Annotated in this window: 23 protein-coding genes; 11 read left to right on the top strand and 12 right to left on the bottom strand. The window is 73.6% G+C overall.

The window, feature by feature from the left end; translation table 11 throughout:
- Positions 1-153: 153 nt before the first annotated feature.
- The 3 genes from D7318_RS06155 to D7318_RS06145 are packed head-to-tail and all read right to left on the bottom strand — an operon-like array spanning position 154 to position 4,122.
- Positions 154-2,250, bottom strand: a complete 2,097-nt coding sequence (locus tag D7318_RS06155) for an iron ABC transporter permease (RefSeq protein WP_120695848.1) — start codon at positions 2,248-2,250, stop codon at positions 154-156.
- Positions 2,251-2,257: 7 nt separating this feature from the next.
- A complete protein-coding gene (locus tag D7318_RS06150; protein WP_120695847.1) occupies positions 2,258-3,244 on the bottom strand; it encodes an ABC transporter substrate-binding protein in 987 nt (328 codons plus the stop codon).
- Positions 3,245-3,294: 50 nt separating this feature from the next.
- The gene (locus tag D7318_RS06145) at positions 3,295-4,122 is read right to left on the bottom strand and encodes an ABC transporter ATP-binding protein (RefSeq protein ID WP_408055448.1); all 828 of its coding nucleotides are present in this window, start codon (positions 4,120-4,122) and stop codon (positions 3,295-3,297) included.
- Between the two features lie 335 nt (positions 4,123-4,457).
- Between D7318_RS06145 and D7318_RS06140 the strand changes: the two genes are divergently transcribed.
- A complete protein-coding gene (locus D7318_RS06140; protein WP_120695846.1) occupies positions 4,458-6,125 on the top strand; it encodes an amidase family protein in 1,668 nt (555 codons plus the stop codon).
- A 750-nt stretch (positions 6,126-6,875) separates the two neighbouring features.
- Here D7318_RS06140 and D7318_RS06135 read toward each other — a convergent pair.
- The gene (locus tag D7318_RS06135; RefSeq protein WP_120696084.1) at positions 6,876-7,535 is read right to left on the bottom strand and encodes a TetR/AcrR family transcriptional regulator; all 660 of its coding nucleotides are present in this window, start codon (positions 7,533-7,535) and stop codon (positions 6,876-6,878) included.
- A 224-nt stretch (positions 7,536-7,759) separates the two neighbouring features.
- Here D7318_RS06135 and D7318_RS06130 point away from each other — a divergent pair, with 224 nt between their 5' ends.
- Together D7318_RS06130 and D7318_RS06125 are read left to right on the top strand one after the other, a co-directional pair.
- Positions 7,760-9,247, top strand: coding sequence for an MFS transporter (locus D7318_RS06130; RefSeq protein WP_120695845.1), 1,488 nt, complete (start codon positions 7,760-7,762; stop codon positions 9,245-9,247).
- A gap of 349 nt (positions 9,248-9,596) precedes the next feature.
- Entirely contained in the window at positions 9,597-10,274 is a 678-nt protein-coding gene (locus D7318_RS06125; protein ID WP_120695844.1) for an AIM24 family protein, read from the top strand.
- Here the strand turns inward: D7318_RS06125 and D7318_RS06120 are convergent.
- Entirely contained in the window at positions 10,225-11,220 is a 996-nt protein-coding gene (locus D7318_RS06120) for a YihY/virulence factor BrkB family protein (RefSeq protein ID WP_230423420.1), read from the bottom strand. The two genes, D7318_RS06125 and D7318_RS06120, sit on opposite strands and share 50 nt — an antisense overlap.
- Positions 11,221-11,361: 141 nt before the next feature.
- Here D7318_RS06120 and D7318_RS06115 point away from each other — a divergent pair, with 141 nt between their 5' ends.
- The gene (locus D7318_RS06115; protein ID WP_120695843.1) at positions 11,362-11,628 is read left to right on the top strand and encodes a DUF1876 domain-containing protein; all 267 of its coding nucleotides are present in this window, start codon (positions 11,362-11,364) and stop codon (positions 11,626-11,628) included.
- Positions 11,629-11,652: 24 nt separating this feature from the next.
- On the opposite strand, the gene D7318_RS06110 is transcribed toward D7318_RS06115, so the two are convergent.
- The 5 genes from D7318_RS06110 to D7318_RS33695 form a co-directional block, all read right to left on the bottom strand.
- Entirely contained in the window at positions 11,653-12,516 is an 864-nt protein-coding gene (locus D7318_RS06110; protein ID WP_120695842.1) for a PhzF family phenazine biosynthesis protein, read from the bottom strand.
- Positions 12,517-12,602: 86 nt separating this feature from the next.
- Positions 12,603-13,571, bottom strand: coding sequence for a hydroxymethylbilane synthase (hemC, locus tag D7318_RS06105; protein WP_268987330.1), 969 nt, complete (start codon positions 13,569-13,571; stop codon positions 12,603-12,605).
- A gap of 319 nt (positions 13,572-13,890) precedes the next feature.
- On the bottom strand, positions 13,891-14,739 hold the full coding sequence (locus D7318_RS06100) for a helix-turn-helix domain-containing protein (protein ID WP_120695841.1): 849 nt from the start codon (positions 14,737-14,739) through the stop codon (positions 13,891-13,893).
- Between the two features lie 19 nt (positions 14,740-14,758).
- Positions 14,759-15,289, bottom strand: coding sequence for a DUF6879 family protein (locus tag D7318_RS06095; RefSeq protein WP_120695840.1), 531 nt, complete (start codon positions 15,287-15,289; stop codon positions 14,759-14,761).
- Positions 15,261-15,521, bottom strand: a complete 261-nt coding sequence (locus D7318_RS33695) for a hypothetical protein (RefSeq protein ID WP_120695839.1) — start codon at positions 15,519-15,521, stop codon at positions 15,261-15,263. Before D7318_RS33695 ends, D7318_RS06095 begins: the two co-directional genes overlap by 29 nt.
- A gap of 256 nt (positions 15,522-15,777) precedes the next feature.
- Here D7318_RS33695 and D7318_RS06085 point away from each other — a divergent pair, with 256 nt between their 5' ends.
- From D7318_RS06085 to D7318_RS06075, 3 genes are read left to right on the top strand one after another with little or no spacing between them, the layout of a single operon-like run.
- Complete coding sequence (locus tag D7318_RS06085; RefSeq protein WP_120695838.1) at positions 15,778-17,109, top strand: multidrug effflux MFS transporter; 1,332 nt, start codon at positions 15,778-15,780, stop codon at positions 17,107-17,109.
- Complete coding sequence (locus D7318_RS06080; protein WP_230423419.1) at positions 17,106-18,314, top strand: small ribosomal subunit Rsm22 family protein; 1,209 nt, start codon at positions 17,106-17,108, stop codon at positions 18,312-18,314. The genes D7318_RS06085 and D7318_RS06080 overlap by 4 nt, the downstream gene beginning before the upstream one ends.
- A 52-nt stretch (positions 18,315-18,366) precedes the next feature.
- Positions 18,367-19,086, top strand: a complete 720-nt coding sequence (locus tag D7318_RS06075; protein ID WP_120695837.1) for a bifunctional DNA primase/polymerase — start codon at positions 18,367-18,369, stop codon at positions 19,084-19,086.
- Between the two features lie 31 nt (positions 19,087-19,117).
- Here D7318_RS06075 and D7318_RS06070 read toward each other — a convergent pair whose 3' ends face one another.
- Positions 19,118-20,092 carry a hypothetical protein gene (locus D7318_RS06070; RefSeq protein ID WP_147437629.1) on the bottom strand — a complete coding sequence of 325 codons (975 nt, stop codon included), beginning with the start codon at positions 20,090-20,092 and terminating at the stop codon, positions 19,118-19,120.
- A gap of 110 nt (positions 20,093-20,202) precedes the next feature.
- On the opposite strand from D7318_RS06070, the gene D7318_RS06065 reads away from it, so the two are divergent.
- Entirely contained in the window at positions 20,203-20,949 is a 747-nt protein-coding gene (locus D7318_RS06065; RefSeq protein WP_230423418.1) for a CDP-alcohol phosphatidyltransferase family protein, read from the top strand.
- Here the strand turns inward: D7318_RS06065 and D7318_RS06060 are convergent.
- Positions 20,865-21,335 carry an adenylyltransferase/cytidyltransferase family protein gene (locus D7318_RS06060; protein ID WP_120695834.1) on the bottom strand — a complete coding sequence of 157 codons (471 nt, stop codon included), beginning with the start codon at positions 21,333-21,335 and terminating at the stop codon, positions 20,865-20,867. The genes D7318_RS06065 and D7318_RS06060 overlap by 85 nt on opposite strands.
- A gap of 183 nt (positions 21,336-21,518) precedes the next feature.
- Between D7318_RS06060 and D7318_RS06055 the strand changes: the two genes are divergently transcribed.
- From D7318_RS06055 to D7318_RS06045, 3 genes are read left to right on the top strand one after another with little or no spacing between them, the layout of a single operon-like run.
- The gene (locus D7318_RS06055; RefSeq protein ID WP_120695833.1) at positions 21,519-22,772 is read left to right on the top strand and encodes a glycosyltransferase; all 1,254 of its coding nucleotides are present in this window, start codon (positions 21,519-21,521) and stop codon (positions 22,770-22,772) included.
- Positions 22,769-24,520 (top strand): lipopolysaccharide biosynthesis protein, encoded by a 1,752-nt coding sequence (locus tag D7318_RS06050; RefSeq protein ID WP_120695832.1) that lies wholly within the window; start codon positions 22,769-22,771, stop codon positions 24,518-24,520. Before D7318_RS06055 ends, D7318_RS06050 begins: the two co-directional genes overlap by 4 nt.
- Before the next feature lie 26 nt (positions 24,521-24,546).
- Positions 24,547-25,773: an MATE family efflux transporter gene (locus tag D7318_RS06045; RefSeq protein ID WP_120696080.1), complete on the top strand. Its 1,227-nt coding sequence runs from the start codon at positions 24,547-24,549 to the stop codon at positions 25,771-25,773.
- The last annotated feature ends 2 nt before the right edge of the window (positions 25,774-25,775 follow it).

The raw sequence follows: 25,775 nt of genomic DNA, 5'->3' as shown, positions 1-25,775 counted from the left end.
CCGTCCACCGCGGCGCCGACTTCGTCGACCAGCCGATGGAGGGCTCGGCGGGCGACTCCGGCCCCTCGGGCGACACCTACTACCGCGCCAGAAACGTCTACGTGGGCCGCACCCACGTGAGTTGACACCCGCCGCGCGGGCGGCGCGCGTCGTTCACGTCGCCCGCGTGCGGTGCAGGAGCCACAGGAAGTAGGGGGTGCCGATCACCGCGGTGAGCAGGCCCGCGGGGAGCTGGTCGGGGGCGATCACCGCGCGGCCGAGCACGTCGGCCAGGACGACGAGCGCGCCGCCGAGCAGGGCCGCGACCGGGATCACCCAGCGGTGGCGGCGCCCCAGGAGCGTGCGGGCCGCGTGCGGGGCGACCAGGCCGACGAAGCCGATCATGCCGATCGCGGCGACCGCCGTCCCCGTCAGCACCACGCCGCACGCCAGCAGGGCGAGCCGGGTCCTCGGCACGTTCAGGCCGAGGACGCGCGGGGTGTCCTCGTCGATCGAGATCAGGTCCAGATGGCGGTGGCCCGCCCACGCGAGCGGCACGACGACGAGGCACACGAGACCGAGCGGCAGCAGGTGCTCGTAGCTGCGGCCGTAGGTCGAACCCGAGAGCCACGTCAGGGCCTTGGCCGCGCTGAACGGGTCGGTGGCCACGATCAACGTCGTCACCAGCGCCGTTGTCACATACGAGACGCCGACGCCCACGAGCACGAGCCGGTCGGAGGCGAACCCGCCGCGCGCCGAGAGCGCGAAGATGACCGCGGCGGCGACGGCCGCGCCCGCGCCCGCCGCGCCGGTGAGCGCCCAGAAGCCCGCGAGCGGGGCGTAGGTCACCACGAGCACGGCGCCGACGGACGCGCCCCCGGCGACGCCGATGACGCTGGGGTCGGCGAGGGGGTTGCGCGTCACGGCCTGGATCGTCGCCCCCGCCACGGCGAGCGCGACGCCCGCGAGCAGGGCCGCGACCACGCGCGGGATCCGGGTGCCGAGCACGGTGTTGACGAGCGGGCCCGCCTCGCCACGCGCCCACAGCAGCAGGTCGCCGACCAGCAGGGAGCGGTCGCCCGCGAGCGCCGCCGCGGCGGCCACCCCGAGCAGCACCGCCCCCACCGCCCCGGCCAGCAGCGCGCGCCGGCGCACGCCCGTGCCGCGCACCTCGAGCGACGAGCCCGCGCCGCCGATCGGCGCCGCGCGCAGCCGCAGCGCGAGCGCGACCATGAGGGCTCCGCCGAGCAACGACGTGACCGCGCCCGTGGGGACGCGCACCGCGGTCTGCGCCCCCATGGCGGCGCGCAGCGCGACGTCCGCGCCGAGGACCACCACGACGCCCATGAGCGCGGAGACCGGGACGAGCGCCCTGTGCCGGTGCAGCCCTGGGACATGGGGAACGAGCAGGCGGGCCAGCGCGGGAGCGGCCAGGCCGACGAAGCCGATCGGCCCGGTGGCGGCGACCGCGGCGGCGGACATCAGCACGGTCACCAGGAGCACGGTGAGCTGCGTGCGCCGCACGGGGATCCCGAGCGCCCTCGCCTCGTCGTCGCCGAGCATCATGACGTCGAGGCGCCTGCCGAGCATCAGCAGGGCGGCCACGCCCGCCACGACGAACGGGGCCATGAGGCGCAGGGTGCCGAAGCCGTTCTGGCTCAACGAGCCCGACGCCCACGCGTACAGGCCCGTGCCCTCCTCGGGGCGGAGGATGAGCAGGGACGTCGTCAGCGAGGAGAGCGCGAGCGAGACGGCCGTGCCGCCGAGCACGAGCCGCACCGTGCCGTACGCGGTGCCGGTGAGCGCGATCACCACGGCCGAGGCCAGCAGCCCTCCGGCGAACGCCAGCGCGATGTCGCCCACGAACGGCAGCGAAAGGCCCGCGACGGAGGCGGCGACGAGCGCGAAGTGGGCGCCGTTGTTGACCGCGAGGATGTCGGGGGAGGCCACGGGGTTGCGGGAGATCGACTGGAGGACGCAGCCCGCGGCGCCCAGCGCGACGCCGACCGCGAGCGCCGCCGCGAGCCGGGGGATGCGGGACTCGACGACGACGGCGGCCTCGAGCCCCGACTCGCGCCGCAGGACCCATGACACGAGGTCGGCGACGCCCACCGCGGCGGTGCCCTGCACCAGGTGCACCGCCGCGAGCAGCACCAGAAGGACGAGCAGGGTCCCGGTCAGCGCGAACAGCCGTCCGGACGGGGGCCGTTGGTCGGTCGGCGGCAACGCCCCGCGCCGGGTGGGCTGTTCGGTGAGCGTACCGATCGCCATCGCCGTGTCAGCTCGCGGTCTCGACGGCCGCGTCGACGAACTGGATCATCGAGACCGGGCCGCCGAACATCCAGATGGAGTCGGGGAGTCGGACCGCGTCCGCGGAGAACGGCAGCGAGGTCCACAGGGAGTTGTCGCTGAGCGTCTCGGCGAACGGGTCGGTCTCGCCCGCCCCGCCGATGTACCAGAACGCGGAGTCGTCGGGGAGTTGGGCGAGCCCCTCGACATCGGTGGCGCCCAGGCCGTAGACCGGGTCGAACTCCAGCCCTTCGACGGTGCCCCACGCGTTGACGAAGCCGAGCTCGGCCAGCACGCCGCCGATCAGCGAGCCCTCGCCGAACGGGCGAATGGTGATCGTCTCGCCCGCCTGGTAGGCGTCGCTGAACGCCACGGTCGAGCCCTCGGCCCCGGCCTCGGCGAGGCTGGAACGGCCGTCCGCCACGGCCGCGTCGAACTGCTCGCGGAGCCCGGCGGCCCGGTCCTCGGTGCCGGTGGCCCGGGCGACCAGGTCCAGGTTGTCCCACATCTGGCCGATCGGGTCCTCGGCGTCGCCCCCCGGCACGACGATGACGGGGGTGTTCTCCTCGATCTGCTCGACCGCGCCCTCGACGAGCTGGTCGGTGACGAAGACCGCGTCGAGGTCCAGCGTGGCGAGCGTGTCGAGGCTGGGCTCGCCGCGGGTGCCGATGTCCGTTGCCTCGGGGGCCAGTTCGACGGAGTTGTTCCACTTCTCGAAGCCCTCGATGTCGGAGACGCCGACGGGCTGGACCCCGAGCGAGATCAGGTACTCGATGACGTTCCACTCGGTGCCCGCGACGTTGACGGCCGGGCCTTCGAGGGTGATCTCCTCGCCGCGGGCGTCGGTGAGGGTGATGGACTCGGCGGACGACTCGGGGGCCTCCTCGTCGTCGGCGGGGTCATCGGTCGTGCCGCACGCGGCGAGCGTGGCCGCGAGGGCGACGGCGGACAGGACGGAGGCGGTCGTGTATCTCAACAGAGGTTCCTTCGTGGGTGGTTGGCGCGAACGCGGGGAGCGCTCGGCGGTCAGGCGCCGAGGCGGCCGTGGTGGCGGGCCCTGGCCCTGGTGTGGATGAGCCCCGACGCGGGGTCGTGGTGGACGTCGACGTCGATGCCGTACGCGGGGCTGAGCAGCTCGGCGGTCATGACCTCGGCGGGCGGCCCCGCGGCGACGACGCGGCCCTCGACGAGCAGCACGACGTCGTCGGCGACCGCGGCGGCCTGGTCGAGGTCATGGAGGACAAGGCCGACGGCGATGCCCTCGCGGTCGGCCAAGTCGCGGACGATGTCGAGGAGTTCGACCTGGTAACGCAGGTCGAGGAACGTGGTCGGCTCGTCGAGCAGCAGCACGGGCGTGTCCTGGGCGAGGCAGCTGGCCAGCCAGACGCGTTGCAGCTGGCCGCCCGAGAGGCTGTCGACCGGGCGGAGCGCGAGCTCGGTGACACCGGTCATCTCCATGACACGCCCGACCACTTCGGGCCCCTCGGCGTCCCCCGAGCCCCAGCGCGGGCGATGCGGATGGCGGCCGTACTCGACGACCTCGCGCACGGTCACCCCGCCGGGGGTGGGCCGGGCCTGTGACAGGAGGGTGACGCGCCGGGCGAGGTCGCGGGGGGCGAGGTCGCGCACGGCCACGTCGCCCGCGAGCTCGATCCGCCCCGCCATCGCCGGGTGGAGCGCGGCCATGGTGCGCAGCAGCGTCGACTTGCCGCTGCCGTTGGGGCCGATGAGCGCGGTCACGCGCCCGGCGGCGAGCCGGACCGAGGCGTCGTCCACGACGGCCGTGCCGCGGTAGCCCGCCCGGACGCCGTCGGCCCGCATCGCCGCGTCCGCGGCCACTGAGTTCACTGTCACGCGCACTAAGGTAAGGCATACCTAATAACATGGGGGCCCCGGGGCGGGATCCACGGTGAGGTGCGTAACACACATTCTCCCCAGTCGTAACACGCGCGGAGTGGTGCGCGCGGGGCGCGAGGACCACAGTGGTGAGCCGGTGGTGAAGCCGCCCATGGAAAGGTGCACCATGCACTTACCGAGCCGCGGCGCCTGACGACTCGGCGCCCCTCCCGTCTCGCCTTCCCCCCTCTCCCACCACCCACCCCCACCTCGAACTCCCCTCTTCCCTTGGCCCGTTCGGCGCGCCCGCACGCCCGCTTCCCCATGATCGGCATCGGAAAGGACCTGAGCACGTGAATCGATTCGGAAGGCGCGGCTTCATCGCCGGGGCGGGGGCCGTGGGCCTGACCGCGGGAACGGCGACGGGGGCCGACGCCCGAGGCGGCCCGGCGCCCCGACGCCGCCCGGGGCCGCGCTTCGACCTCGAGGAGGCCACGGTCGCCGACATCGCGGCGGCCTATGACTCCCGCGAGCTGACCTGCGTCGAGCTGACCGAGATGTATCTCGCGCGGATCGCCGCGCACGAGGACGGCGGCGCCCGCCTCAACTCGATCACCACCGTCAACCCCGACGCGCTGCGCGCCGCCGAGGAGGTGGATCGCGAACGCCGTCGGCGCGGGCGGCGCGGCCCCCTGCACGGGATCCCCGTGCTGCTCAAGGACAACGTCGACACCCGCGACATGGCCACGAGCAACGGCTCGGTGATCCTCAGGGACTCGGTGCCCCCGGACGACGCGTTCATCGCCCGCGCGCTGCGGCGGCAGGGCGCGTTGATCCTGGGCAAGGCGTCCATGGGCGAGTTCGCGGGCGGCAGCTACAACACCATCGACGGGCAGGTCGTCAACCCGTACAACGCCAAGCGCAACACCGGTGGCTCCAGCGCGGGTTCGGGCGCGGCGATCGCCGCCAACCTCGCCGTGCTCGCCATCGGCACCGACACCAGCACGTCCGTGCGCGGCCCCGCGTCGTTCTGCGGCCTCGTAGGTCTGCGACCCACCACGGGCCTCATCAGCCGCGACGGTATCGCGCCCAAGAACCTGACGTTCGACACCGCCGGGCCCATGGCGCGCACGGTCACCGACACGGCGCTGCTGTTCAGCGCCGTCGCGGGCCTGGACCCCGCGGACCCGCTGAGCGTCGAGGTATACGGCGACTACCCGGGGCCGCTGCGGCGCAAGGCGGCGCGCGGCGACCTGGACCACACCCGCTACCTGCGCAGGCGCTCGCTGCGCGGGGCCCGACTCGGCGTGGTGCGCGACTTCTTCGGCGGCGACCCCGAGATCGACGCGCTGGCCGACGACGCGCTGGACACGCTGCGCTCGCTGGGTGCACGGCTGGTCGACATCACGCTCGACCCGGAGTTCGTCGAGTTCTACATCACCGGCGGCGGCGCGAACATCAGGGACGTCGCCGACTACCGCTTCAAGGAGGACTGGGAGGGCTACCTGGCCACGCTGGGCCCCGAAGTGCCCAAGACCGTCGAGGAGTTCGTCCACATCTACGAGACGGAGGTCAACGCGTCGCCGCTGCCGGTCGAGGACAGCGTGATGGAGCTGCTGACGACGTCGCTGACCACGTCGACCGACGCGCCCGCGTACCGCGACCTGATGCGGCGCGTCCTTCCCGAGGCGACGCGGCTGAAGCTGGCGATGTTCGACCGGCACCGGCTCGACGCGATGGTGTTCCCGTACGAGAGCAGCTTCGCCGCGCCGATCCGCAGCCCCGTCTTCAGCGTCGACGACCCCACCCATGTGCCGTCGTCGCGCCCCAGGCCGTCGACGTTCGCCGGGTATAGCTCGGTCGGCTTCCCCGGCATCGTGGTCCCGATGGGCTTCGGCGCGCAGGGGCTGCCGATGACGCTGTCGTTCATGGGGAGGCCGTACAGCGAGGGCCAACTGCTCGGGTATGCCTACGACTACGAGCAGGAGTCGCTTTGGCGGGCGGCGCCTGCGCCGCTTTGAGCCTGCGGCTGCGGCGGCGGCTACGGGCTGGACGTCCTCCCGTTCGCCGTCGGCCGGGTGTCTGGTGTTGTGGGTGCGGGTAAGAGCTGGCACCTACGGGGGAGGGGTGTCGGGTGTGCGGCCGTCCCGGTAAACGGTAGCTCTCGTCGTTGGCCTGGACCGTTCGCCGAACGGGCGCGGCCGCGTCCCTCGTTGGCGGCCGTTTTCCCGGTGGTCGGTTGCGGTGGCGCGCACCCTTCGGGCCTGCCCTGGCCGCCCGAAGCGTTTTCATTCCTGATGTCCGACGAGCTGATGTAGCGCGCCGGTGCTTATCTGCGGCTTATGCCGGGGCGGGTGGTCTTTTGAAACGGCGCACACTTTGTGTTGAACAGAACGTGCCGCGTTTCAGCAGAGACCCCGACCCCGGGTAAGCGGCAGATAAGGAACCGGCCCGCTACATCAGCTCAACGTGCGCGCGGTGAACGACGATGGCGGCGGCCAGGGCAGGCCCGAAGGGTGCGCGCCACCCCGGCCGACCACGCGGAAGTCGGCCACCCGCAAACCGGTATCCGCCTGCGCCCGTTTGGCGAACGGTCGCAGCCCACAACGAAACAGCCCGGTGACCGGGACGGCCGCACACCCGACGCCCCCTCCCCCGTAGGTGCCAGCCCTGACCCGCACCCACCACGAAACCGACCAACCGGCAGGCGGCGAACGGGAGGACGTCCAGCCCGTAGCCGCCCACCCTCACCGCAAACCTCACCGCAAACCTCACCGCGAAGCGGACGAAACGGTCACGGGCGCGAGCCACAGACCCACCAGCGCGTCGACCAACCCCGTCGCCGCCTCGTGCCACGAGGCCCTGCTCGTGGATTCGCGCCGCGCGAGCGCCCGTTCGCGCTGGGCGCATGAGAGCACGATCAGGTCGCGCGCCATGAGCTTGCGCTCCCGGCGCACCTCCACCGGCAGCTCGGGCAGCGACTCCCGCGTCCCGTCCACGACCCGCCGCAGCGCGGGGGAGGCCAGCGACTCCTCGCGCATCATGGCCTGGAACGTGGGATCCGTGGTCACCTGGGCGCAGAACCGCGCGTACCACGTGGGGCTGCCGAGCGCCGCGAGGTGCTCGGTGGACGGCCTGACCAGGCAGGAGACCCAGTCCCTGAGGTCGGGCGACGGGCCGAGGTCGGCCACCATCCGCTCCCTGATCTCCTCGATCGGCCCGGTGTGCCTGCGGATGATCGCCCGCACCAGATCGGTCTTGGTGCCGAAGTGGTAGCCGACGGCGGCCGTGTTGCCCTGGCCCGCGGCCTCGCTGATCTGGCGGTTCGAGACGGCGTACACGCCGCGCTCCGCGAACAGCCGCTCCGCGGCGTTCAGGATCGACTCCCGCGTCGCGCCGACCCGTTCGGCCCGCGCCGTCCTGCCCTCCATGGTCCCGCCCGCCATCGTCCTCACCTCGTACGACACCTCATAGGACACCTCATACGACACCTCATGCGGCCCGTGCGACCCGCCGCCCGTGCGACCCGCCGGTGGCCAGCCTCTCAGCCCGGACGAGCCGCGTCGAAACCAGGCAACACGATCGGCTAGTCTCGGTCAATCGATTGATTTAAATCCGATGAGGTCGCGTACCGCGTCAAGACGGAGGCTCCCCCGTGCACGACACCCCTGCCCACCCCACCGACCACGCGGCCCCGGCGGCGGCGCCGCGCGCGAACGCGGTCGTGGGGGTCCTGGCGTTCGCCGGGATCGTGGTCGCGCTGATGCAGACCCTGGTGATCCCGCTGATCCCCGAGCTGCCCGGGCTGCTCGACGCGTCGCCGTCCGACGCGACGTGGGTGATCACCGCGACGCTCCTCGCGGGCGCCGTCGCCACCCCGGTGGTGGGGCGGCTCGGCGACATGTACGGCAAACGGCGCATGCTGCTGGCCAGCCTTGTCCTGCTGGTCGCGGGCTCGGTGGTCGCGGGCCTGAGCGACAGCCTCACGCCGATGATCGTCGGCCGCACGCTCCAGGGCCTGTCGGCGGGCGTCATCGCCCTGGGCATCAGCATCATGCGCGACGAGCTGCCCGTGGAACGCCTGGGCGCGGCCACGGCGATCATGAGCGCGTCACTCGGCGTCGGCGGCGCCCTGGGGCTGCCCGCGGCGGCGCTGCTGGCCGAGAACGCCGACTGGCACGCGCTGTTCTGGTCGTCGGCGGCGCTCGGCGTGCTGGCGTTCGTGCTGGTGGTCCGGCTGGTGCCGGAATCCCCCGTGCGCACCGGCGGGCGGTTCGACGTGATCGGCGCGATCGGGCTCTCGACGGCGCTGGCGAGCCTGCTGCTCGCGATCTCCAAGGGCGGCGACTGGGGCTGGGGCGACGGACTGACGCTCGGGCTCTTCGCCGTCGCGGCGGTCACGCTCGGCCTGTGGGGCCTGTGGGAGCTGCGCACGACCGGCCCGCTGGTGGACCTGCGCACCAGCGCGCGTCGCCAGGTGCTGCTGACCAATGTGACGTCCGTGGTGTTCGGCTACTCGCTGTTCGGGATGTCCCTGGTCCTTCCGCAGCTGCTGCAACTGCCCGAGGCCACCGGCTACGGCCTGGGCCGGAGCATGCTGACCGTCGGCCTGGTGATGGCGCCCACGGGGCTGGTGATGCTGGCGACCGCGCCGCTCTCGGCGACGATCTCCCGGACCAGGGGCCCCAAGGTCACCCTCATGCTGGGCGCCCTGGTGGTCGCGACGGGCTACGCCCTGAGCATCGTGATGATGTCCTCGCTGTGGCAGATCGTGATCGCCTCGAGCGTCATCGGCGCGGGCATCGGCCTGGCGTACGGGGCGATGCCGTCCCTGATCATGGCGGCCGTGCCGCCCTCCGAGACGGCCGCCGCCAACAGCCTCAACGCCCTGATGCGCGCCATCGGCACCTCCGTCTCCAGCGCGGTGGCGGGCGTGATCCTGGCGCAGCTGACGACGTCGTTCGGCGGCGTGGCCCTGCCGTCGCAGGACGGCTTCCGCGTGGTGCTGGCCCTGGGCTCGGCGGCGGCCCTGGTGGCGTTCGTGATCGCGTCCTTCCTCCCGCGCCACCGCGCCCCGGCCACGTCCCCGGTCGCCGCCTCGACGACCGCCCCGTCCACGCGGAACGCGGCGGCGCGCGGCTGAGCGATGGCCTCGGGCCCCGTCGGCCGCGGGGGACGCCAACGCCCGTGCGGGGTCGTTACGTTGCCACCGTTACGTTGCCACTACGGGAGACGCCGGGCCCGCGGTGGCTCCCTCCCGCTCTGTCCCGGCTGACCCGGTTGCCGCGTTCGGGCGCGTTCGAACGGGCGGGCGCAAGGGCCCGCCTTCACGGGGGCGTCCGATCAGCGAGCGGCGGCTGGCGCCCTTCTGGCAAGGCGCCGGATCGCAGCTCGTACCTGTCCGTACTCGCGCGATTCGGCAACGCAGCCAGAGGGGATGCAAGTCGTCGCGAGCCGGGCGCTCCTGTGAAGGCGGGCCCTAGGATGGCGGCGTGCGAAGTGACCTCTTCAAGTCCGAGTACCAGGCGCAGGCGCCCACCGCCCCCGGGATGTCCCTGCAACACTCGAAGGCGATCAAGTACGTCGTCAACGGCGAGTGCCACGCCCGGCAGGGCGCCATGGTCGCCTTCAGGGGGAATCTCCAGTTCGAGGTGAAGTCCCAGGGCGTGGGGAACTTCCTCAAGCGCGCCGTCACCGGCGAGGGCCTGGCGCTCATGGCCGTGCGCGGCCAGGGGGAGGTGTGGTTCGCGCACTACGCGCAGAACTGCTTCCTCATCGACCTCGAGCAGCAGGACATGCTCACCATCAACGGGCGCAACGTCCTGTGCTTCGACCCCACGCTCAGCTACGAGATCAAGATGGTCAGCGGCGCGGGGATGACGGGCGGTGGACTGTTCAACTGCCTGTTCTCCGGGCAGGGCCGCATCGGCCTGGTGTGCGACGGGGCGCCCATCATCATCCCCGTCACCTCCCAGGCGCCTGTCTATGTCGACACGGACGCGGTCGTCGGCTGGTCGAGCGGGCTCAACACCTCGATCAACCGCAGCCAGAGCCTGAAGTCGATGCTGCGCGGCGGCTCGGGCGAGGTGTATCAGCTGGTGCTCCAGGGCGAGGGCTTCGTCATCGTCCAGCCGAGCGAGGCGCAGCCCGGCGTGGGCGAGAAGAAGTAGCCAGCCCCTCGGTCCCGGCGCCGCCGGTGCTCCCGTCGCTTCCGCCGCCGCCGGTGGGCGGCCTCGGCCGCCCACCGCCTGGCGTGGCCAGACGGGGCGCCGCCGTGCGCAGCCTGGCCAGCTCCGCGTTGAACTGCGCCCCGGTCAGCAGCGCCAGGTTGGACACCCACAGCCACACCAGGAAGACGATGATCCCGGCGAGCGAGCCGTAGAGCCGGTTGTACGTGGGCACATGGGAGGCGTACAGCGCGAAGCCCGCGCTCGCCACCAGCCAGAGCCCCACCGCGAGCGCCCCGCCGGGCACCGCGCGGTGCGGGGCGCGCGTCCCCGCGGGCCCCGTGCGGAAGAGGACCAGCACCAACCCCGTGACCAGCACCAGCAGTAACGGCCACTTCAGGACGTTCCACGCGGTCGTCCCCGCCTCGCCCGTGCCGAGCAGCCGCCCGATCGAACGGACCGCGCCGCCCGTCAGGATCAGCACCGTCGCGCTGCCGACCAGCAGCCAGAGCAGCCCGAGCGAGGCCATCATCATGCGCGGCACCGAGCGCCACGGCGGCCTGTGGTCCTCCACGCCGTGCATCCCGTGCAGCACCCGGCGGAACACACTCAGGTAGTTGTACGCGGACAGCCACGCGCTCGCCGAGCCCACCGCGATGACCAGCCACGCGGTGGAACGCTCGTCCCGCGGCTGGCCGAGCACCGAACGCACCTCAGCCCCTGAGCCCGCCGGGAGCAACGACGTGACCTCGGCGATCAGCTGGTGCGCGGCGCGCGGATCGGCGACACCGGCGACGGACACCGCCACCATCAGGGTGGGGAAGACCGCGAGCACCGAGTAGTACGTGAGCGCCGCCGCCCAGTGGTCGATGTCGTCCCGCCACATCGCCACGGGCGTGCGGCGCAACGCCCGCGCCCACGGCTCGGACGACCGTCCCTCCGGTGCCATGGCTCCCTCTCGTCGCGACTCGACATTCCCTTCGCGGGTGCCCATTTTCCCGGACCGCGACGCGCCTCGCCGCCCGGGCGCTCCGCGGGGGCGTTGAACGGCCGAAGTGCGGGCGGGGGACGCCGGGGTGAGGATGGACGCATGACCAGTGAGACCTGGAATGTCCGGGTGGCGATCGACTCCGACGGCCGCCTCACCCGGGCCGAGGCACGCCTGGAGGACCGGCCCGACACGGTGCTCGTGGCGGAGGGCACCGCGCGCGCCAACCCCGAGGACCCGCAGGAGCCGGGCATCGGGCGGGAGCTGGCGGTGGCGCGTGCGCTGTCGGAGCTGTCCCACCAGCTGCTCCACCTGACCGCGCAGGACATCGAGGCGGGGACGCACCACCCCGTCACCCGGCTCGAATGAGCCCCCGGGCGCGAGGGGCGCGCGTCAGGTGAGGGGAACGGCCGTGCCCGAGACCCGGACGCGCGGGTCGCCCGCGCGCAGCTCCACGGTCAGCGTCGAGGGGCGGCCCATGTCATGGCCCTGGTGCAGCGTGAGCACCGCCTCGTCGGGGACGAGGCCCGCCGCGCGCAGCGCGCCGCCGAGCGCGGCGGCCGCGGCGCCCGTCGCCGGGTCCTCCACGACGCCGCCCACCGGGAACGGGTCGCGCACATGGAAGACGTCCGCGCGCTCCCGCCACACCAGTTGGAGCGTCGTCAGGTCGAGGCGCAGCATCAACGCCGTCAGCCCGGGCACGTCGTAGTCGAGATCCGCCAGGCGCGCCCTGGTGGCGGCGGGCACCACCAGGTGGCGGGCGCCCGCGAACGCGATCACCGTCGGCAGGGCGGGGTCGAGGTCACCGGGGGACCAGTCGAGCGCGGCCAGCGCCTCGGCCAGGTCGGCCGGGTCCACCGGCTCCTGGTGGGGCGCCACGCTGGTCAGCGTCGCCCGAAGCGCCCGCGGTGCCCCCTCGGCCGCCTCCACGCTCACCGGAACGTGCCCCGCTGGCGTGTCGAACAGCAACTCCCCGGCGCCGCCCGTCCGTTCACCCAGCGCGACCGCGGCCGCGATCGTCGCGTGGCCGCAGAAGGGCACCTCGGCCACCGGGCTGAAGTACCGCACCCCGAACGCGCGGCCCTCGCGTGGCACCAGGAAAGCGGTCTCCGAGTACCCCACGTCGGCGGCGATCCGCGCCATGTCGGCCTCGTCGAGCCCCCGCGCGTCGAGCACGACCCCCGCGGGGTTGCCCCCCGCGGGGTCGTCCGTGAACGCCGCGTAGCGCAGCACCCGCGTGGTGTCCCCCGTGGTCATGCCGGGGGCAACGGCCGCCGCCCGGCGCGTTATTCCGTCACCCGCGGGACAGGCGCCCGCCGGGTACCCGGTGGATCGCCAACGGGTCAGTGGGGGATGCCGGAGATGATGTCGCGGGCGCCCTGGCGCAGGAGTTCGGCGGCGACGCGGGTGCCGAGGGTGGCGGGGTCGTTGCGGTCCTCGCCCCAGTGGTGGGCGTGGACGAACCGGGAGCCGTCGCGGTTGAACACCGTGCCGCGCAGGGACAGTTGTCCGTCCGGCTCGGTGACGCAGTACCCGGCGATGGGGCTGTTGCAGTGGCCGCGCAGCCCGTGGAGCATGACGCGTTCGGCGGTGACCTCGCGCGTGGTGCGTTCGTGGTTGAGGCGGGCGAGCAGGCCCGCGACCGGGCCGTCGTCGGCGCGGCACTGAAGGCCGAGGACCCCGGCGCCGACGGCGGGCAGGATCTCCCGCGGGGTGAAGACCTGGCGGGCGCGTGCGGTCAGGCCGAGGCGTTCGAGCCCGGCGAGGGCGAGGACCAGCGCGTCAAGGGCGGGGCCTTCCCGCCGCCCGTCCAGCTTTTCGACGCGGGTGCCGACCAGGCCGCGGATCCGTACGACGTTCAGGTCCGGGCGGACGCGGTTGATCTGTGCCGTCCGGCGGACGGCCGAGGTGCCGACCGTGGCCCCGGCTGGCAGGTCGGCGAGCGTCCGGCGCTCGCTGCCCTCGGGGAACAGCAGCACGTCCGACACGTCCTCGCGCGGCAGATAGGCGGCGAAGATCAGTCCCTCCGGGAGGGGGACGTCCCCCGGCACGTCCTTGACGCAGTGCACGGCCATGTCCACCTCGCCGCGCTGCAACATCTCGTCGATGCGCTTGGTGAACAGCCCCTTGCCACCGAGCTTGGCGAGGTCGCCCTGCCACATGTCGGCCTCAGTGGTCACGGGCACAGGGCGGATGTCGAGGTCGGGCGCCAACGTGCGGAGTAACCCGCTGACGTGCTCAACCTGCGCCAGGGCCATGGGTGAGCCGCGGGTGCCGATCCTCAGCGGCCGGTCGGCGGGGAAGTCGTTCACGTGGCGGTCCTCTCTGTGTCGCGGATCTCACGGCAGCCGGGCCCCGCGCGCAGCCGCGCGGCGATCCGGGGGTGCGGGAGCGTGTAGGCGGTCGCGGCAGCCGAGGCACAGGCCGAGCGGCGTCGCCGGGGGACATTCCCGCCCGACGATCACCGTCATCGGCTCGTCATCGGACAAAGGGGGTGGGGCGGTGTGATCCTCGCGTGCCCACTCAGGGATGTACTGGCTCATGTTCGCCTCCCACGGTCGAGAGCCTGTGGCAGGACCGTAGGAGCGCGCGCTGACGGGCGGCTACGAGCTTACGCGAACTTGCACCGTGTCACCCGAGCGCGGCGATAGCATCCGTTATCAGACGCCGTGCGCGAGCGCCGTGCACCGCCATCCCGGCAAGCTCGGCGAACGCCTTCGCGTATACCTGAATCTCACTCGAGGCCGAGACGTTCACCGCAGCCGTCAGCAACTCCGAGCTGACGCGCTGGTCATCGAAGAGGTAGAACGCCTCCAACGGCCACAACGCGCGGTGCGCCGAGAACGGGATGACGCCCAGGCTGACGTTCGGCAGCGCCATCACCGCCAGTAGGTATCCGAGTTGGTTGGCCATCGTCTCGGCGTCCCCGATCCGGTACCGCAGCACCGTCTCCTCCAACAGGAACGCGAAGGTGTGGTGGCCCCGATGCAACACCTGCGAACGCTCGATACGTGAAGCCGCAGCCTGCGGGGCGTCGTCCGGGGTGCCCTGAAACCGCGCGATGGTCGACAGCAGGGCGGTCGCGTACTGCTCGGTCTGGAGAATGCCGGGCACCACGTTGGACACGTAGACCCTCAAGTGCCGGGTCCGCTCGTACAGCGGCAGGACCGCCTCCTGCGCGCGCCGCATCCCGTGCCCGTGCAGCCGCCGCCAGCGCACGTACATCTCGTCGACCCGCCGGTTGGCCGCGATCAGCTCAGCGGCCTGGTCGGCGGCCCCGCAGGCGGTGCACCAAGCGCGGATGTCCGCGTCCGATGGCGCCGTCTTCGCGTGCTCGATGCGAGAGGACTTGGCCTCGCTCCAGCCACAGCGGGACGCCAGCTCGCGGGCTGTGATCTCGGCGTCCAGCCGTAGGTCACGTAGTCTCCCTGCGACGACTTGGCGCGCTTCCTGGGCGGACGATGACGGGTTCGCGGGCATCGGCGGATCGCTGAGCGGCTCAGACCTTGTACTGCTCGTGGGGCACGGCCCTGTCCCACACGGCCCTGAGCGAGCCGCGGACCTGGGCGATCAGGTCAGGTTCGGTGCGCACCTCCCACTTCGGCGAGGACCAATTCCCGTGCCCATCGAAGTGGTTGAACAACACTGCGGTCTCGTCGAAGACCCACAGATCGTTCCCAGGGAGCAGGAGGTCGGACGCACGCCGCCTGGGCAACCATCGCACGTCCTCACCAGCGGCGACGTTCACCGCTGCCCCGGCGTGCTCGTACCGGATGTAGTCGCTCACCGGCTCCGACACCACGCGGGCCCGGCGAACGGCGACACCGCGAGCCACGGTCTCCTCGATCAGACCAACCCACGGCGCCCAGTACTCCGATGCCGGGTCGACGTCCCGCTCACCGGTGCGCTGCCAGCGCTCGAAGTCAGCGGCCTCATCGCCGACGTCGTAGATGTCGCGCATCTCAAGATGCATCGCCGTGTGCCGGGCGCTGGCCAGCAGATCAAGAAAGCCGGGTTCGCTCTGCGACATCGCATGCCTCCCTCAGCATCGGCACCCTGCGTGCCGGGATACGGACGACAGCCTCATGGGCCGGGATGCCCGGGGTATGCCCCGGGGCCGGGGACGCGGCGCACGCAGCCTCGAGATCAGGGCTCGGTTTCCATCCCTGCACGATGATCTCGCCGCTTGCGTCGTCGATCCAGATAGTTGGTGAACCCTGCTGTCCTGTGTCCGGGTCCACTCCGATGAACCGTAGCGTCATGGCGGGCTCCTGCGCAGAAGGGGTTGCGTCGGATTGCATGACAATCACCCCTGGACGCGCGTTCTGTCAATGGCCAGACACAGTGGGTGATCGCACTCACCCCGCCGACCAGGCCCGGCTCAACGGGCCGTGCTCAACGGGCCGTGCCCAACGGCGGGGCCCCCGGCGGGGGGCCCGGAGGCGCTTGACGGACTGGGGCCCGAGGGGGTGGTCGTGGGATGATTGGGCCGATCCCCAGTACGTCACGGAGAGGTGCATGAACCTGCCCGGCCCATCCAGCATGGCCGCCCCCGACTCCACTCCCGACACGCTTCCGATATCCGGCCCCCGCCGCGACCCGGCGGGGGCCACCGCCGCCCAGCTCACGCGCCGCCAACGCGCCGGGGTGCTGCTGACGTTGATCCTCGGCGCGCTCTCCGCGGTCCCCCCGCTGTCGATGGACATGTACCTGCCCGCCCTCCCCGAGGTGGGCGACTCGCTCGGCACCGGCGCCGCCACGGTGCAGCTCACGCTGACCGCGTGCCTGCTCGGCCTGGGTCTAGGCCAGCTGATCGTCGGCCCGATGAGCGACCAACTCGGCCGTCGTCGCCCGCTGTTGATCGGCATGGGCTGCTATGTCGTGGCCTCGGTCGCGTGCGCGCTCGCGCCCACGGTCGAGTCGCTGACCGCGTTCCGCTTCATCCAGGGCCTCGCGGGCTCGGCCGGGGTCGTGATCTCCCGGGCCATCGTGCGCGACCTGTTCGACGGCGTGGCCATGGCCCGTTTCTTCTCCACCCTGATGCTGATCTCGGGGGCCGCGCCCATCCTGTCGCCGGTGTTCGGCGGCCAGTTGATGCGGTTCACCGACTGGCGCGGCATCTTCGTCGTGCTGGCCGCGGCCGGGGTCGTGCTGACCCTGGTCGTCGCCCGCTGGCTGCCCGAGACGCTGCCGAGGGAGCGGCGCCACGCGGGGGGCGTGCGCTCGGCGCTGCGCGACATGGGCGGGCTGTTCAGGGACCGGGTCTTCACGGGCCATCTCCTGGTCGGCAGCCTGACGTTCGCGGCGCTGTTCGCGTATGTCGCCGCCTCGCCGTTCGTCATCCAGGAGATCTACGGCGCCTCGCCGCAGACGTTCAGCATGCTGTTCATGGTCAACTCCATCGGCCTGGTGGGCGTCAGCCAGATCAACGGCAACGTGCTCGTCGGCCGCCTCCCCACCCACCACATCATGGCCATCGGCCTGGCCGGGGTGACCCTGTCCGCGCTCGCGCTGCTCGTCATGACCAGCGGCGTGCTGGGCGACCCGGGGCTGGTCGCCGTCTCCGTCGGCCTGTTCCTGCTGATGGGCTCGATGCCCCTGGTGCTGCCCAACGCCAACTCCGAGGGCCTCGAACGCACTCCGCACGCCGCGGGCTCGGCCTCCGCGCTGCTGGGCGCGTCCGCGTTCTTCGTGGGCGCCATCGCCTCGCCGCTCGTCGGCGTCGCGGGCGAGGGAACGGCCCTGCCGATGGCCGTGGTCCAGCTCACGTCCGTGCTGCTCGCGGCCGTCTGCTTCGTGACCCTGTGCCGCCCGTGGCGCCGGGCGGGCCGCCCTATCCTGTCCCGGTGACCAGCGCATCCACGACCCTGCGCGCCGCGCTCGACCAGCTGCTCGACGGCCTGCCGCCACGCCAGGCGGCAGGCGCGGTCGAGCGGCTGATGGCGGGCTACCGCGAGCGTCAGGAACGGGCCGAACGTTCCGAAGGGGCCGAACGCGCCGAGCGCGGCGGCCCGTTCGCCCCCGCGCCGGTCCTGCGGGACCGCGCGGACGCGGTCGCCTACGCCGCCTACCGCATGCCCGCGACGTTCGAGGCGGTCACCGCGGCGCTGCGCGAGCTGGCCGCCAGGCTGCCGGGCTGGGCCCCCACCGCCCACCTCGACATGGGCGGCGGCACCGGCGCGGCGCCCTGGGCCGCGGCCGAGGTGTGGCCGGGGCGCGACCGCCGCACCGTCGTCGTCGACCGGGCAGGGCCCGCGCTCGACCTGGGCCGCGAGCTGGCCACGGCGGGCGGCCTCGGCGGCCAGGTCGAGTGGCGCCAGGGGCGGCTCGGCGCGACCGCCGAAGGGGCGCCCGAGCTGCCGGGCGCCGACCTGGTCACCGTCTCCTATGTGCTGGGCGAGCTGCCGGAGCCCGCCCGCGACGCCGTGGTGGACGCCGCGGCGGCGGCGGTGACGCGCGCCACGCGGGACGCGGGGGAACGGGCCGCCACCGGGGCCGTCGTGCTCGTGGAGCCCGGCACCCCCGAGGGGTACCGGCGGATCAGGGACGCGCGCGACCGCCTCCTGGGCGCCGGGCTGCGCGTCCTCGCGCCCTGCCCGCACGGCGCCGAGTGCCCCATCGAGGTGGGTGCCGACTGGTGCCACTTCGCCGCCCGCGTCAGCCGCTCCGCGCTGCACCGCCGCGTCAAGGGCGGCGTACTGCCGTACGAGGACGAGAAGTTCGCGTATGTGGCGGCCGCCACACCCGGCCCCGACGCCGGTCCCGCGCCCGGCCGCATCGTGCGCAGGCCGCTGCTGCGCAAGGGCCAGGTGCTGCTCGACCTGTGCACGCCCGAGGGCGGGCTGCGCCGCACGACGGTCTCCAAGCGCCGCGGCCAGGAGTACAGGGCCGCCAGGGACAGCGAGTGGGGAGCGCCCTGGCCGCCCCATCCGTCCCCCTCTCCACCCTCTCCTCCCGATTACCCATCCGCCGCTCATCCAGGGCAGGATGTGCAGCGGACGGACGCGGCACGGGACCCCGCGGCACCCGCGGAACGCGCGGACGACGCGGAATAACGGCCCGGGCCGCCACGCTGCACCGGGACGGAAGTGAGGCGGCAGAAGGCTCATGGAACGCGACAGCAGATTCCCCCGCTGGCTGCGACGCGGGGCCCGGGGCGCCGCCGCGGGGGTCGCCGCCGCCCGCGCCAGGGAAGGGCTGCTGCTCGCCGCCGCCGAGGCGGGCTTTCCGCTGGCCCCGGCCGCCCACCCGCTGGACTACGGCTGTTCCTGCGACCGCATCGGCTGTCCGAGCCCGGGCCGCCATCCGCTGTCGCTCGCCTGGGCCACCCAGGCCACCACCGACCCCGACCAGATCGGGCGCTGGCTGCGCGTCCACCCCGACGCCAACTTCATCACCGCGACGGGCCGCGCCCACGACGTTCTCGACCTCCCGGCCGCCGCGGGCTACGCGGCGCTCGAGCGGCTGTCGGGCGGGGCCGAAACGTTCGGGCCCGTGGCCGTCGCCGACCCCGACCGTGTGCTGTTCTTCACGGCCACCCGCGGCACCCCGGACGATGAGGACGAGTGGTGGCCCTGCGAGCTCGACTGCCACCCCGAGACGCTCGACGAGCACCCAGGGCTGCGCTGGCACTGCCGCGGCAGCTATGTGCTGCTGCCGCCCTCGCGCGTCCCCGGCGCGAGCGAGGCGGGCGTGCGCTGGCTGCGCGGGCCCGAGCACCCGCTGCCCGAGCCGTTGACGCTGCTCGCCGCGCTCACCGACGCGTGCGGCGACGAGCTGTCGGGGCGCGGCGCCGCGCGCGAGGCCGAGGCGGGCCCGCGCCGCTGACGCCGCGGGGCCCGGGCGCCGGGCCGACGCGTCACTCGCCCGCGGCCGCGATCACGCCGAGCGAGCGGAACAGCAGCTCCACCTCGCCCTCGCCCTCGGGCACCACCGCCGAGAACATCGCGACCTGCTCCACCGTGAGCGCGCGCTCCGCCGGGGATGACAGCAGCGGCTCGATGGCCTCGTGGACCTCGATCGCCTGGCCCTCGGCCATCGTCTGCTTCTGGTTGTGCAGCGTCGAGAACAGCACGAGCGCGCCGCCGTCCGCCGTCCGCATCGCCACGGGCCGGTACGCGAACTCGTCCTCGTCGGGCGGCATGTCCTGGTAGTCCATGACGAACGCGGCGCTCCCGTTGGCCTGTTCCCTGGCCGCGACCTCGTCGCTCGTGTAGGCGCCGTCGTTGAACGGGCCCGAGCCGTTCGCCAGGTACTCGGTGTAGGCGGTGGGGAGTTGGCCCGGCTCGACGGCCAGCCCTGTGTCCGTCTCGCCGGTCACCGGCAGGTCGTCCAGGTACCCGTCCTCGTCCTCGGCCAGCTCGGGGCCTCGGCCCGTGGGCAGCACCGTCACATAGGAGGCGTTCCACTCCTCGTCGACGCTGTTGCGGGTGAAGACCAGCATCCAGCGGTTGTCCGGGTCCTGGTTGGTCTGGGTGTCGGCGACGAAGAACTTGGGCCAGCCCGCCTGCTGCGGGATGTGGAACTGGGTGTCGTTGACCGCGAGGGGCGCGAAGTCCTGGTTGCCCCCGGGGTTCCTGGCGCGCAACGACGCGAACTGGGCCGCGCGGATGGCGCCGAGCGGGCCGATCTCGACCGTGGAGTTCAGCTCGGGGTCGAACGCGCGACCCGCCTCGTTGCTGGTCTCCACATAGCGCTCAAGGGCCTCCTCCGCCTCCTCCTCCGAGGCGGCGGGCACCACCGCTTCCTCGCCGTGGACCGTCATGCAGCCCGACAGGGACGCCACAAGGGCCAGGGTCGACCCCGCCGCGGCCGTCGTCAGTCGTGCTCGCACCCGCATCGTCAGGGCCCTCCCCGTCATGCCTGTTGTCTCGCCGGTCTCACGCCCGGCCCGCGCATCGTATCGATGCCCGAGGGGGCCCGACGCATGGGATGATGCCACGCATGCCGGGGACGGGGAGCTACGGGGCGGCGTTGCGGCGGCTTCGTGACGCGCAGAAGACCGCCAAGGGGATCTCGTTGTACTCCCGTTACCTGAACCGGCCGCTCGGCCGGGTGTTCGCCGCGGCGGCCCACCGGGCCGGGCTGCGCCCGAACCAGGTGACGGCGCTCAGCGCCCTGCTGAGCTACGCCGCGATCGCGGGCGTCGCGCTGGCCGAGCCGTCGTGGCCGCTGGCCCTCGCGGTGTGGGCGGGCCTCGTGGTGGGCTTCGCGCTGGACTCGGCCGACGGCCAACTGGCGCGGCTGCGCGGGGAGTCGAGCGCGGTGGGGGAGTGGCTCGACCATGTGGTGGACTGCGCCAAGATCACGGTGCTGCACGCGGCGGTGCTGATCTCGTTCCACCGGTTCTTCGACCTGCCGGGCGAGGGGTGGCTGCTGGTGCCGCTGCTCTTCCAGCTGGCCGCCGTGCTGATCTTCTTCGGCGGGCTGCTCACCGACAAGCTCAAGCCGAAGGCGGCGCCGGGGAGTTCGCCGGGGGGCGCGCCGCCGTCCCGGGTGCGGGCGGTGGCGCTGCTGCCCGTGGACTACGGGGTGCTGTGCGCGCTGTTCCTGCTGCTGGGCAGCGAGACGGCGTTCCGCCTCGGGTACGCGGCGCTGTGCGCGGTCTACGTGCTGTTCTGCGTGGCGTTCTCGGTGAAGTGGTTCCGCGAGCTGTCCGCGCTCAACGCGTCGAGCGCCGCCCGCAGTTGAGTGCTGGACGTGTGTACCGTGTAGGGGAAGTAGACGATGCGGACGCCCACGGTCGCGAAGTCCCGCTCAAGACGCGCCCCCTTGGGGGTGCCCCGCCAGTCGTCGCCCTTGAACAGCACGTCGAACCGCACCTGTTGCCAGGTCTCCAGCTTGTCCGGCACCGTCTCCACGAACGCCGCGTCCACATGCCGGATCGAGCGCACGATCTCGAGGCGCTCCACCAGCGGGATCACCGGCGGCCTGCCCTTGGCCAGGGTCGCCATCTCGTCCGAGACGACCCCGGCCACCAGGTAGTCGCAGTGACTCCTGGCGTGCCTGAGGATGTTGAGGTGCCCCACATGGAAGAGGTCATAGACCCCGGGCGCGTAGCCCACCGTCTGCGGCATTCGTCCGACCCCCCACTGGTCCCGCCGAATTCACCGGGTTCACGCGTCCTTCACGCGCGACGATCCTTTGACCATAGCGCCACAACGCGTGGCGATTCTGCGGATAGGCTGGATACCCGGGGCGGAACTCAGGGGCAGACTCAGGGGCATGGGCGGCGTGGAGCGCCGGGGAGGAGACCCACCGTGGGCGAACGGCTGCTGCTCGTGTCGACCAACTACGCGCCCGAGCAGGCCGGTATCGGCCCCTACGCCACCCAGATCGCCGAGCACCTGGCGACCCGGCGCGCCGCCGAGGTCCATGTGCTCGCGGGCATGCCGCACTACCCCGCCTGGCGCCTCGACCCGGCCTACCGCGGCAGGTGGCGCGCCGAGGAGCGGCGCGCCGGGGTGTTGGTGCACCGCAGGCGGCACTCGGTGCCGCCCCGGCAGACCGCCGCGCGCCGCGCCCTGTACGAGGCGTCGATCCTGGCGGGCGGCCTGGTCGCGCCCCCGCGCATGGCCCGCCCGCACGCGGTGCTCGCCCAGGTGCCGAGCCTGGCGGGCGGGGTGCTCGCCGCCCGCATCGCGCGCCGCCACCGCGTTCCCTATCTGCCCATCGTGCAGGACCTGATGGGCGCCGCCGCCGCGCAGAGCGGCATCAGCGGCGGGGGCCGCGCCGCGTCGGCCGCCTCCGCGGTGGAGCGCCGCGTGCTGCGCGGGGCGACCCTGGTGGGCGTCATCCACGACAGCTTCCGCGACCGCGTGCGCGCCCTCGGCGTGCCCCCCGAGCGCATCAGGCTGGTGCCCAACTGGTCGCATGTGCGGGCCCCTTCGCCGGGCGCGCGGGCCGCGACCAGGGAGCGCCTCGGCTGGCCGCCCGAGGCCACGGTGGTGCTGCACTCCGGGAACATGGGCCTCAAGCAGGGCCTCGACGTGCTGATCGACGCCGCACGCGAGGCGCCCGAGCTGCGCGTGGTGCTCATGGGCGACGGCAGCCAGCGCGCCCGCCTCGCCGCGCGGGCCGAGCGGCTGCCCAACGTCACGCTGCTGCCGCCCGCCGCCGACGCCGACTTCCCCGAGGTGCTGGCCGCCGCCGACGTCCTCGTGGTCACCCAGCGCGCGGCCGTCCTCGACATGAGCGTGCCGTCCAAGCTGACGTCGTACTTCGCGGCCGGGCGCCCCGTGCTCGCCTCGGTCGCGGCGGAGGGCGGCACCGCGGCGGAGGTGCGGCGTTCGGACGCGGGCCGTCTGGTGCCGCCCGAGGACCCGGCCGCGCTGGCCGCGGCCGCGAGGAAGCTGGCCGCCGACCCGGCCGCCGCCGACGCCCTGGGCGCGCGCGGCGCCGCCTATGCCCGCGACCACCTGTCGCGGGCCGCGGGCCTCGGCCGCGTCACCGCGCTGCTCGACGAGGCGCTCGCCCTGGCCGCCGACGCCCGCAGGAACGGAGAAGGATCATGAGCGCGGTGCGCGACGACGCGCGGGGCGGCGCCCCCGCGCCCCCCGCGGGCGGGTACGACGAGCCGGACCTGCTGCGCGACCAGTTCCGCCAGCTCCTGCGCTACCGGCTGCTGATCGTGTGCGGCATCCTGCTCGGCCTCGCGGGCGGCGGCTGGCTGGGCCTGACCGGCAACGAGTCCTACATCGCCACGTCCGAGGTCACCGTGCGCGCCCCGACCGCCGACCCGTTCGCGGGAACGCCCGTGGACCGCGTGGCCATGGGCTCCGAGCGCCGCACCGCCGTGAGCGACCTCGTCGCCCGGCGGGCCGCCGATGAGCTCGGCGACCCCGACCGGGCGCGCGAGCTGGGCCGTGGGCTGACCGTCACCAACCCGCCCAACACCGAGGTGCTGCGCTTCTCCTACTCGCACGGCGACCCCGACGTGGCCGCCGAGCGCGCCAACGCGTTCGTCGCCGCCTACCTCGCCAACCGGCAGGCCGACGCGCAGGAGACCATCGCGCACAACGTCGCATCCCTCGAGGGCCAGCGCGCGCCCCTCGTCGAGCGCCGCGACCAGCTGGAGACCGAGCTCGACACGCTGTTCGACGGCAGCTCGGCCTATGACGGCGCGGTCGCCGACCTGTCCACGCTCACCGGGCAGATCTCGGAGATCAACGCGCAGATCTCCAGCCTCCAGGCCCTCGACACCTCGGGCGGCCGGGTCATCACCGAGGCCACCGCGCCCGGCAGCCCCTCGGGCCCCGGGCTGCCGCTGCTGCTGGCCCTCGGTTATGTCGTCGGCATCGGCCTCGGCCTGCTCGCGGCGTGGGTGCGGCTGGTGTTCGACCCCACGGTCCGCTCGCCCGGCGATGTGACCCGCGCCCTGCGCGCCCCCGTCCTCGGCGTGCTGCCCCGCACCGGGCGAGGCCACCCCGACCAGCTGCTCGCGGCCGGGCGGCTCGCGGAGGAGTACAGGTCGGTGGCGTTCAGGCTCGCCTACGACGAGACGTTCGCCCAGCGCCGCCGCCTGCTCGTGGTCGCGCCGCGCGGCAGCATCGAGGCGTCGCTGGCCGCCTCGGTCAACCTGGCGGCGGCGTTCGCCGAGATGGGCATGGACGCGCTGCTCGTGGAGGCCGACCTGCGCACCCCGACCCTGGCCGAGCAGCTGCGGCACACCGACGGCGGGCGCCCGGGCTGGGCGGGCTCGCCCGGGTACCGCGAGGGCACCTGGCCGGTGGGCGCGCGGGTGCCCATCGACGCGGGCGAGTCCGGCATCTTCGACCTGGTGCCGGGCCGCCGCGTGCGCAACGTCCCGCGCGCCCTCACCTCGCCCGCCGCCACCACCCTGCTGGGGCACGCCGACACCAAGGGCTCCGTCGTGGTGGTGCTCGCCCCCGCCGTGCTGTCCTACGCCGACGCCATAGCGCTGGTGGACCGCGTCGACAACGTCCTCGTGGTGTGCGACCCGAGCCAGGTGCGCCGCGACGACCTCGCGCGCGTACGGGAGTTGGTGGTCGGCGCGGGCGGCGCGCTGCTCGGCGCCGTGCTGCACTCGTGGGGCGGCGGCCAGGAGGGCGGGCGCGACGCCGATGTCACCGAGGTGTCGGGGACCCGCCCCAAGGTGGCCTCCGTCAGCTCGCGCGAACGGGAGCGGGAGCGCCGCGCGGCGCGCGCCTCCCAGCAGGCGCACCGCGACATCGGCTCGGAGACCCTCGGCCTCAGGGTGCTCGACCCGGCCGAGCTCGAGGACGGTTCCCCGCGCCCGTGACCAGTTCCCCCGACCCCACCGACGACATGGGCGGACGGCCCGCGAGCGCCGCGTCGGCCGCCGCCGCCTCGGTCGCCGACCAGGGCGTGGCGGCGCTCACCAATGTCGCGGTCGTCATCGTCGCCGCGCGCCAGTCCACGGTGGACGACTTCGCGTCGTTCGCCGTCGTCTACACCGTCTTCGCGCTGCTGCTCGGCCTGACCGGCGCCTATGTGGGGCAGCCGCTCGCCCTGCGGCGCGGCAGGGAGTCGGCGCTGCACCGGCACTGCCGGGCGTCGGTGGCGTTCACCCTGTACGCGTCGGGCGCGCTCGGCGCGGTGCTCGCCGCCGCCACGGTCGCGCTGCCCGGCGGGATCGCGGGCGGGCTCGCCGCGCTCGGCGTCGTGCTGCCCGTGGTGCTGACGCAGGAGGCGCTGCGGTACGCGTTCGCCGTGCTGCGGGTGCCCCATCTCGCCCTGGCCTCCGACGTGGTGCGCGGCGCGGTGGCGCTGCCGCTGCTCGCGGCCCAGCCGTATGGCACGGGCCCCGCGCGCATGGTGCTGGTGTGGGGCCTGTCGGCGCTGCCCGCGCTTGCGCTCGCCGGGCTGCTGCTGATCCGGCGCACGCGGGGGGCGCGTGGCGCGGTGGGGGCGCGGGCGTTGCTCGATCCGCGCCATCTCGGGCGCAGGTTCGCGGTGGAGTTCGGGGTGGGCAACGCGGGGTCGCAGGTGGCCGTGGTCGGCCTCGGCGTCCTCGCCGACCCGCTGGCCGTGGGCGCGCTGCGGGGCGCGTCCACGCTGTTCGGGCCGATGAACGTGCTGTTCAACGCGGCCACCGGCTTCGGGCCCCCGCTGCTGGGGCGCCACGGGGGCCCGCACCGGCAGGCGAGGGCCGCGGGCCTCGCGGGGGGCGTCCTGGCGGCCGTGGCGGTCGCCCTGGCCCTCGCCCTGTCGCTGCTCCCCGACGCGGCCGGGCGCGAAATCCTGGGCGACACCTGGGAGTTGGCCGTCGAGCTGCTGCCCGCCACGGGCAGCCAGTACGCCGCGATGGCGCTCGGCACGTGCGGGCTGCTGACGCTGCGGCTGCTGAGCCCGCGCGCCACGCTGCCGTTGCAGGTCGTCTTCTCGGCGTTCTCGGTGTGCTGCCTGCTGGTCGGCTACGGGCTCGGCGGGATCACCGGCGCCGCCTGGGGCCTGGCCTTCGGCTCGGCCGCCAAGGCGGCGGCGGTGTGGGCGCGGGTCGCGCTCGAGCTCCGCACCGTGGTCAGGAGCTGAGT

This window comes from Streptomyces radicis (assembly GCF_003626575.1).
Classification (GTDB): domain Bacteria; phylum Actinomycetota; class Actinomycetes; order Streptomycetales; family Streptomycetaceae; genus Streptomyces; species Streptomyces radicis.
The sequence above is the reverse complement of the archived record's forward strand: the minus strand, read 5'-3'. Positions and strand labels throughout refer to the sequence as shown.

Coding starts and splice junctions, on each gene's coding strand:
- D7318_RS06155 (WP_120695848.1), bottom strand. CDS start 2,250: ATGGCGATCGGTACGCTCACCGAACAGCCCACCCGGCGCGGGGCGTTG.
- D7318_RS06135 (WP_120696084.1), bottom strand. CDS start 7,535: ATGGAGGGCAGGACGGCGCGGGCCGAACGGGTCGGCGCGACGCGGGAG.
- D7318_RS06120 (WP_230423420.1), bottom strand. CDS start 11,220: ATGGCACCGGAGGGACGGTCGTCCGAGCCGTGGGCGCGGGCGTTGCGC.
- D7318_RS06115 (WP_120695843.1), top strand. CDS start 11,362: ATGACCAGTGAGACCTGGAATGTCCGGGTGGCGATCGACTCCGACGGC.
- D7318_RS06110 (WP_120695842.1), bottom strand. CDS start 12,516: ATGACCACGGGGGACACCACGCGGGTGCTGCGCTACGCGGCGTTCACG.
- D7318_RS06100 (WP_120695841.1), bottom strand. CDS start 14,739: ATGCCCGCGAACCCGTCATCGTCCGCCCAGGAAGCGCGCCAAGTCGTC.
- D7318_RS06095 (WP_120695840.1), bottom strand. CDS start 15,289: ATGTCGCAGAGCGAACCCGGCTTTCTTGATCTGCTGGCCAGCGCCCGG.
- D7318_RS33695 (WP_120695839.1), bottom strand. CDS start 15,521: ATGACGCTACGGTTCATCGGAGTGGACCCGGACACAGGACAGCAGGGT.
- D7318_RS06085 (WP_120695838.1), top strand. CDS start 15,778: ATGAACCTGCCCGGCCCATCCAGCATGGCCGCCCCCGACTCCACTCCC.
- D7318_RS06075 (WP_120695837.1), top strand. CDS start 18,367: ATGGAACGCGACAGCAGATTCCCCCGCTGGCTGCGACGCGGGGCCCGG.
- D7318_RS06065 (WP_230423418.1), top strand. CDS start 20,203: ATGCCGGGGACGGGGAGCTACGGGGCGGCGTTGCGGCGGCTTCGTGAC.
- D7318_RS06060 (WP_120695834.1), bottom strand. CDS start 21,335: ATGCCGCAGACGGTGGGCTACGCGCCCGGGGTCTATGACCTCTTCCAT.
- D7318_RS06050 (WP_120695832.1), top strand. CDS start 22,769: ATGAGCGCGGTGCGCGACGACGCGCGGGGCGGCGCCCCCGCGCCCCCC.
- D7318_RS06045 (WP_120696080.1), top strand. CDS start 24,547: ATGGGCGGACGGCCCGCGAGCGCCGCGTCGGCCGCCGCCGCCTCGGTC.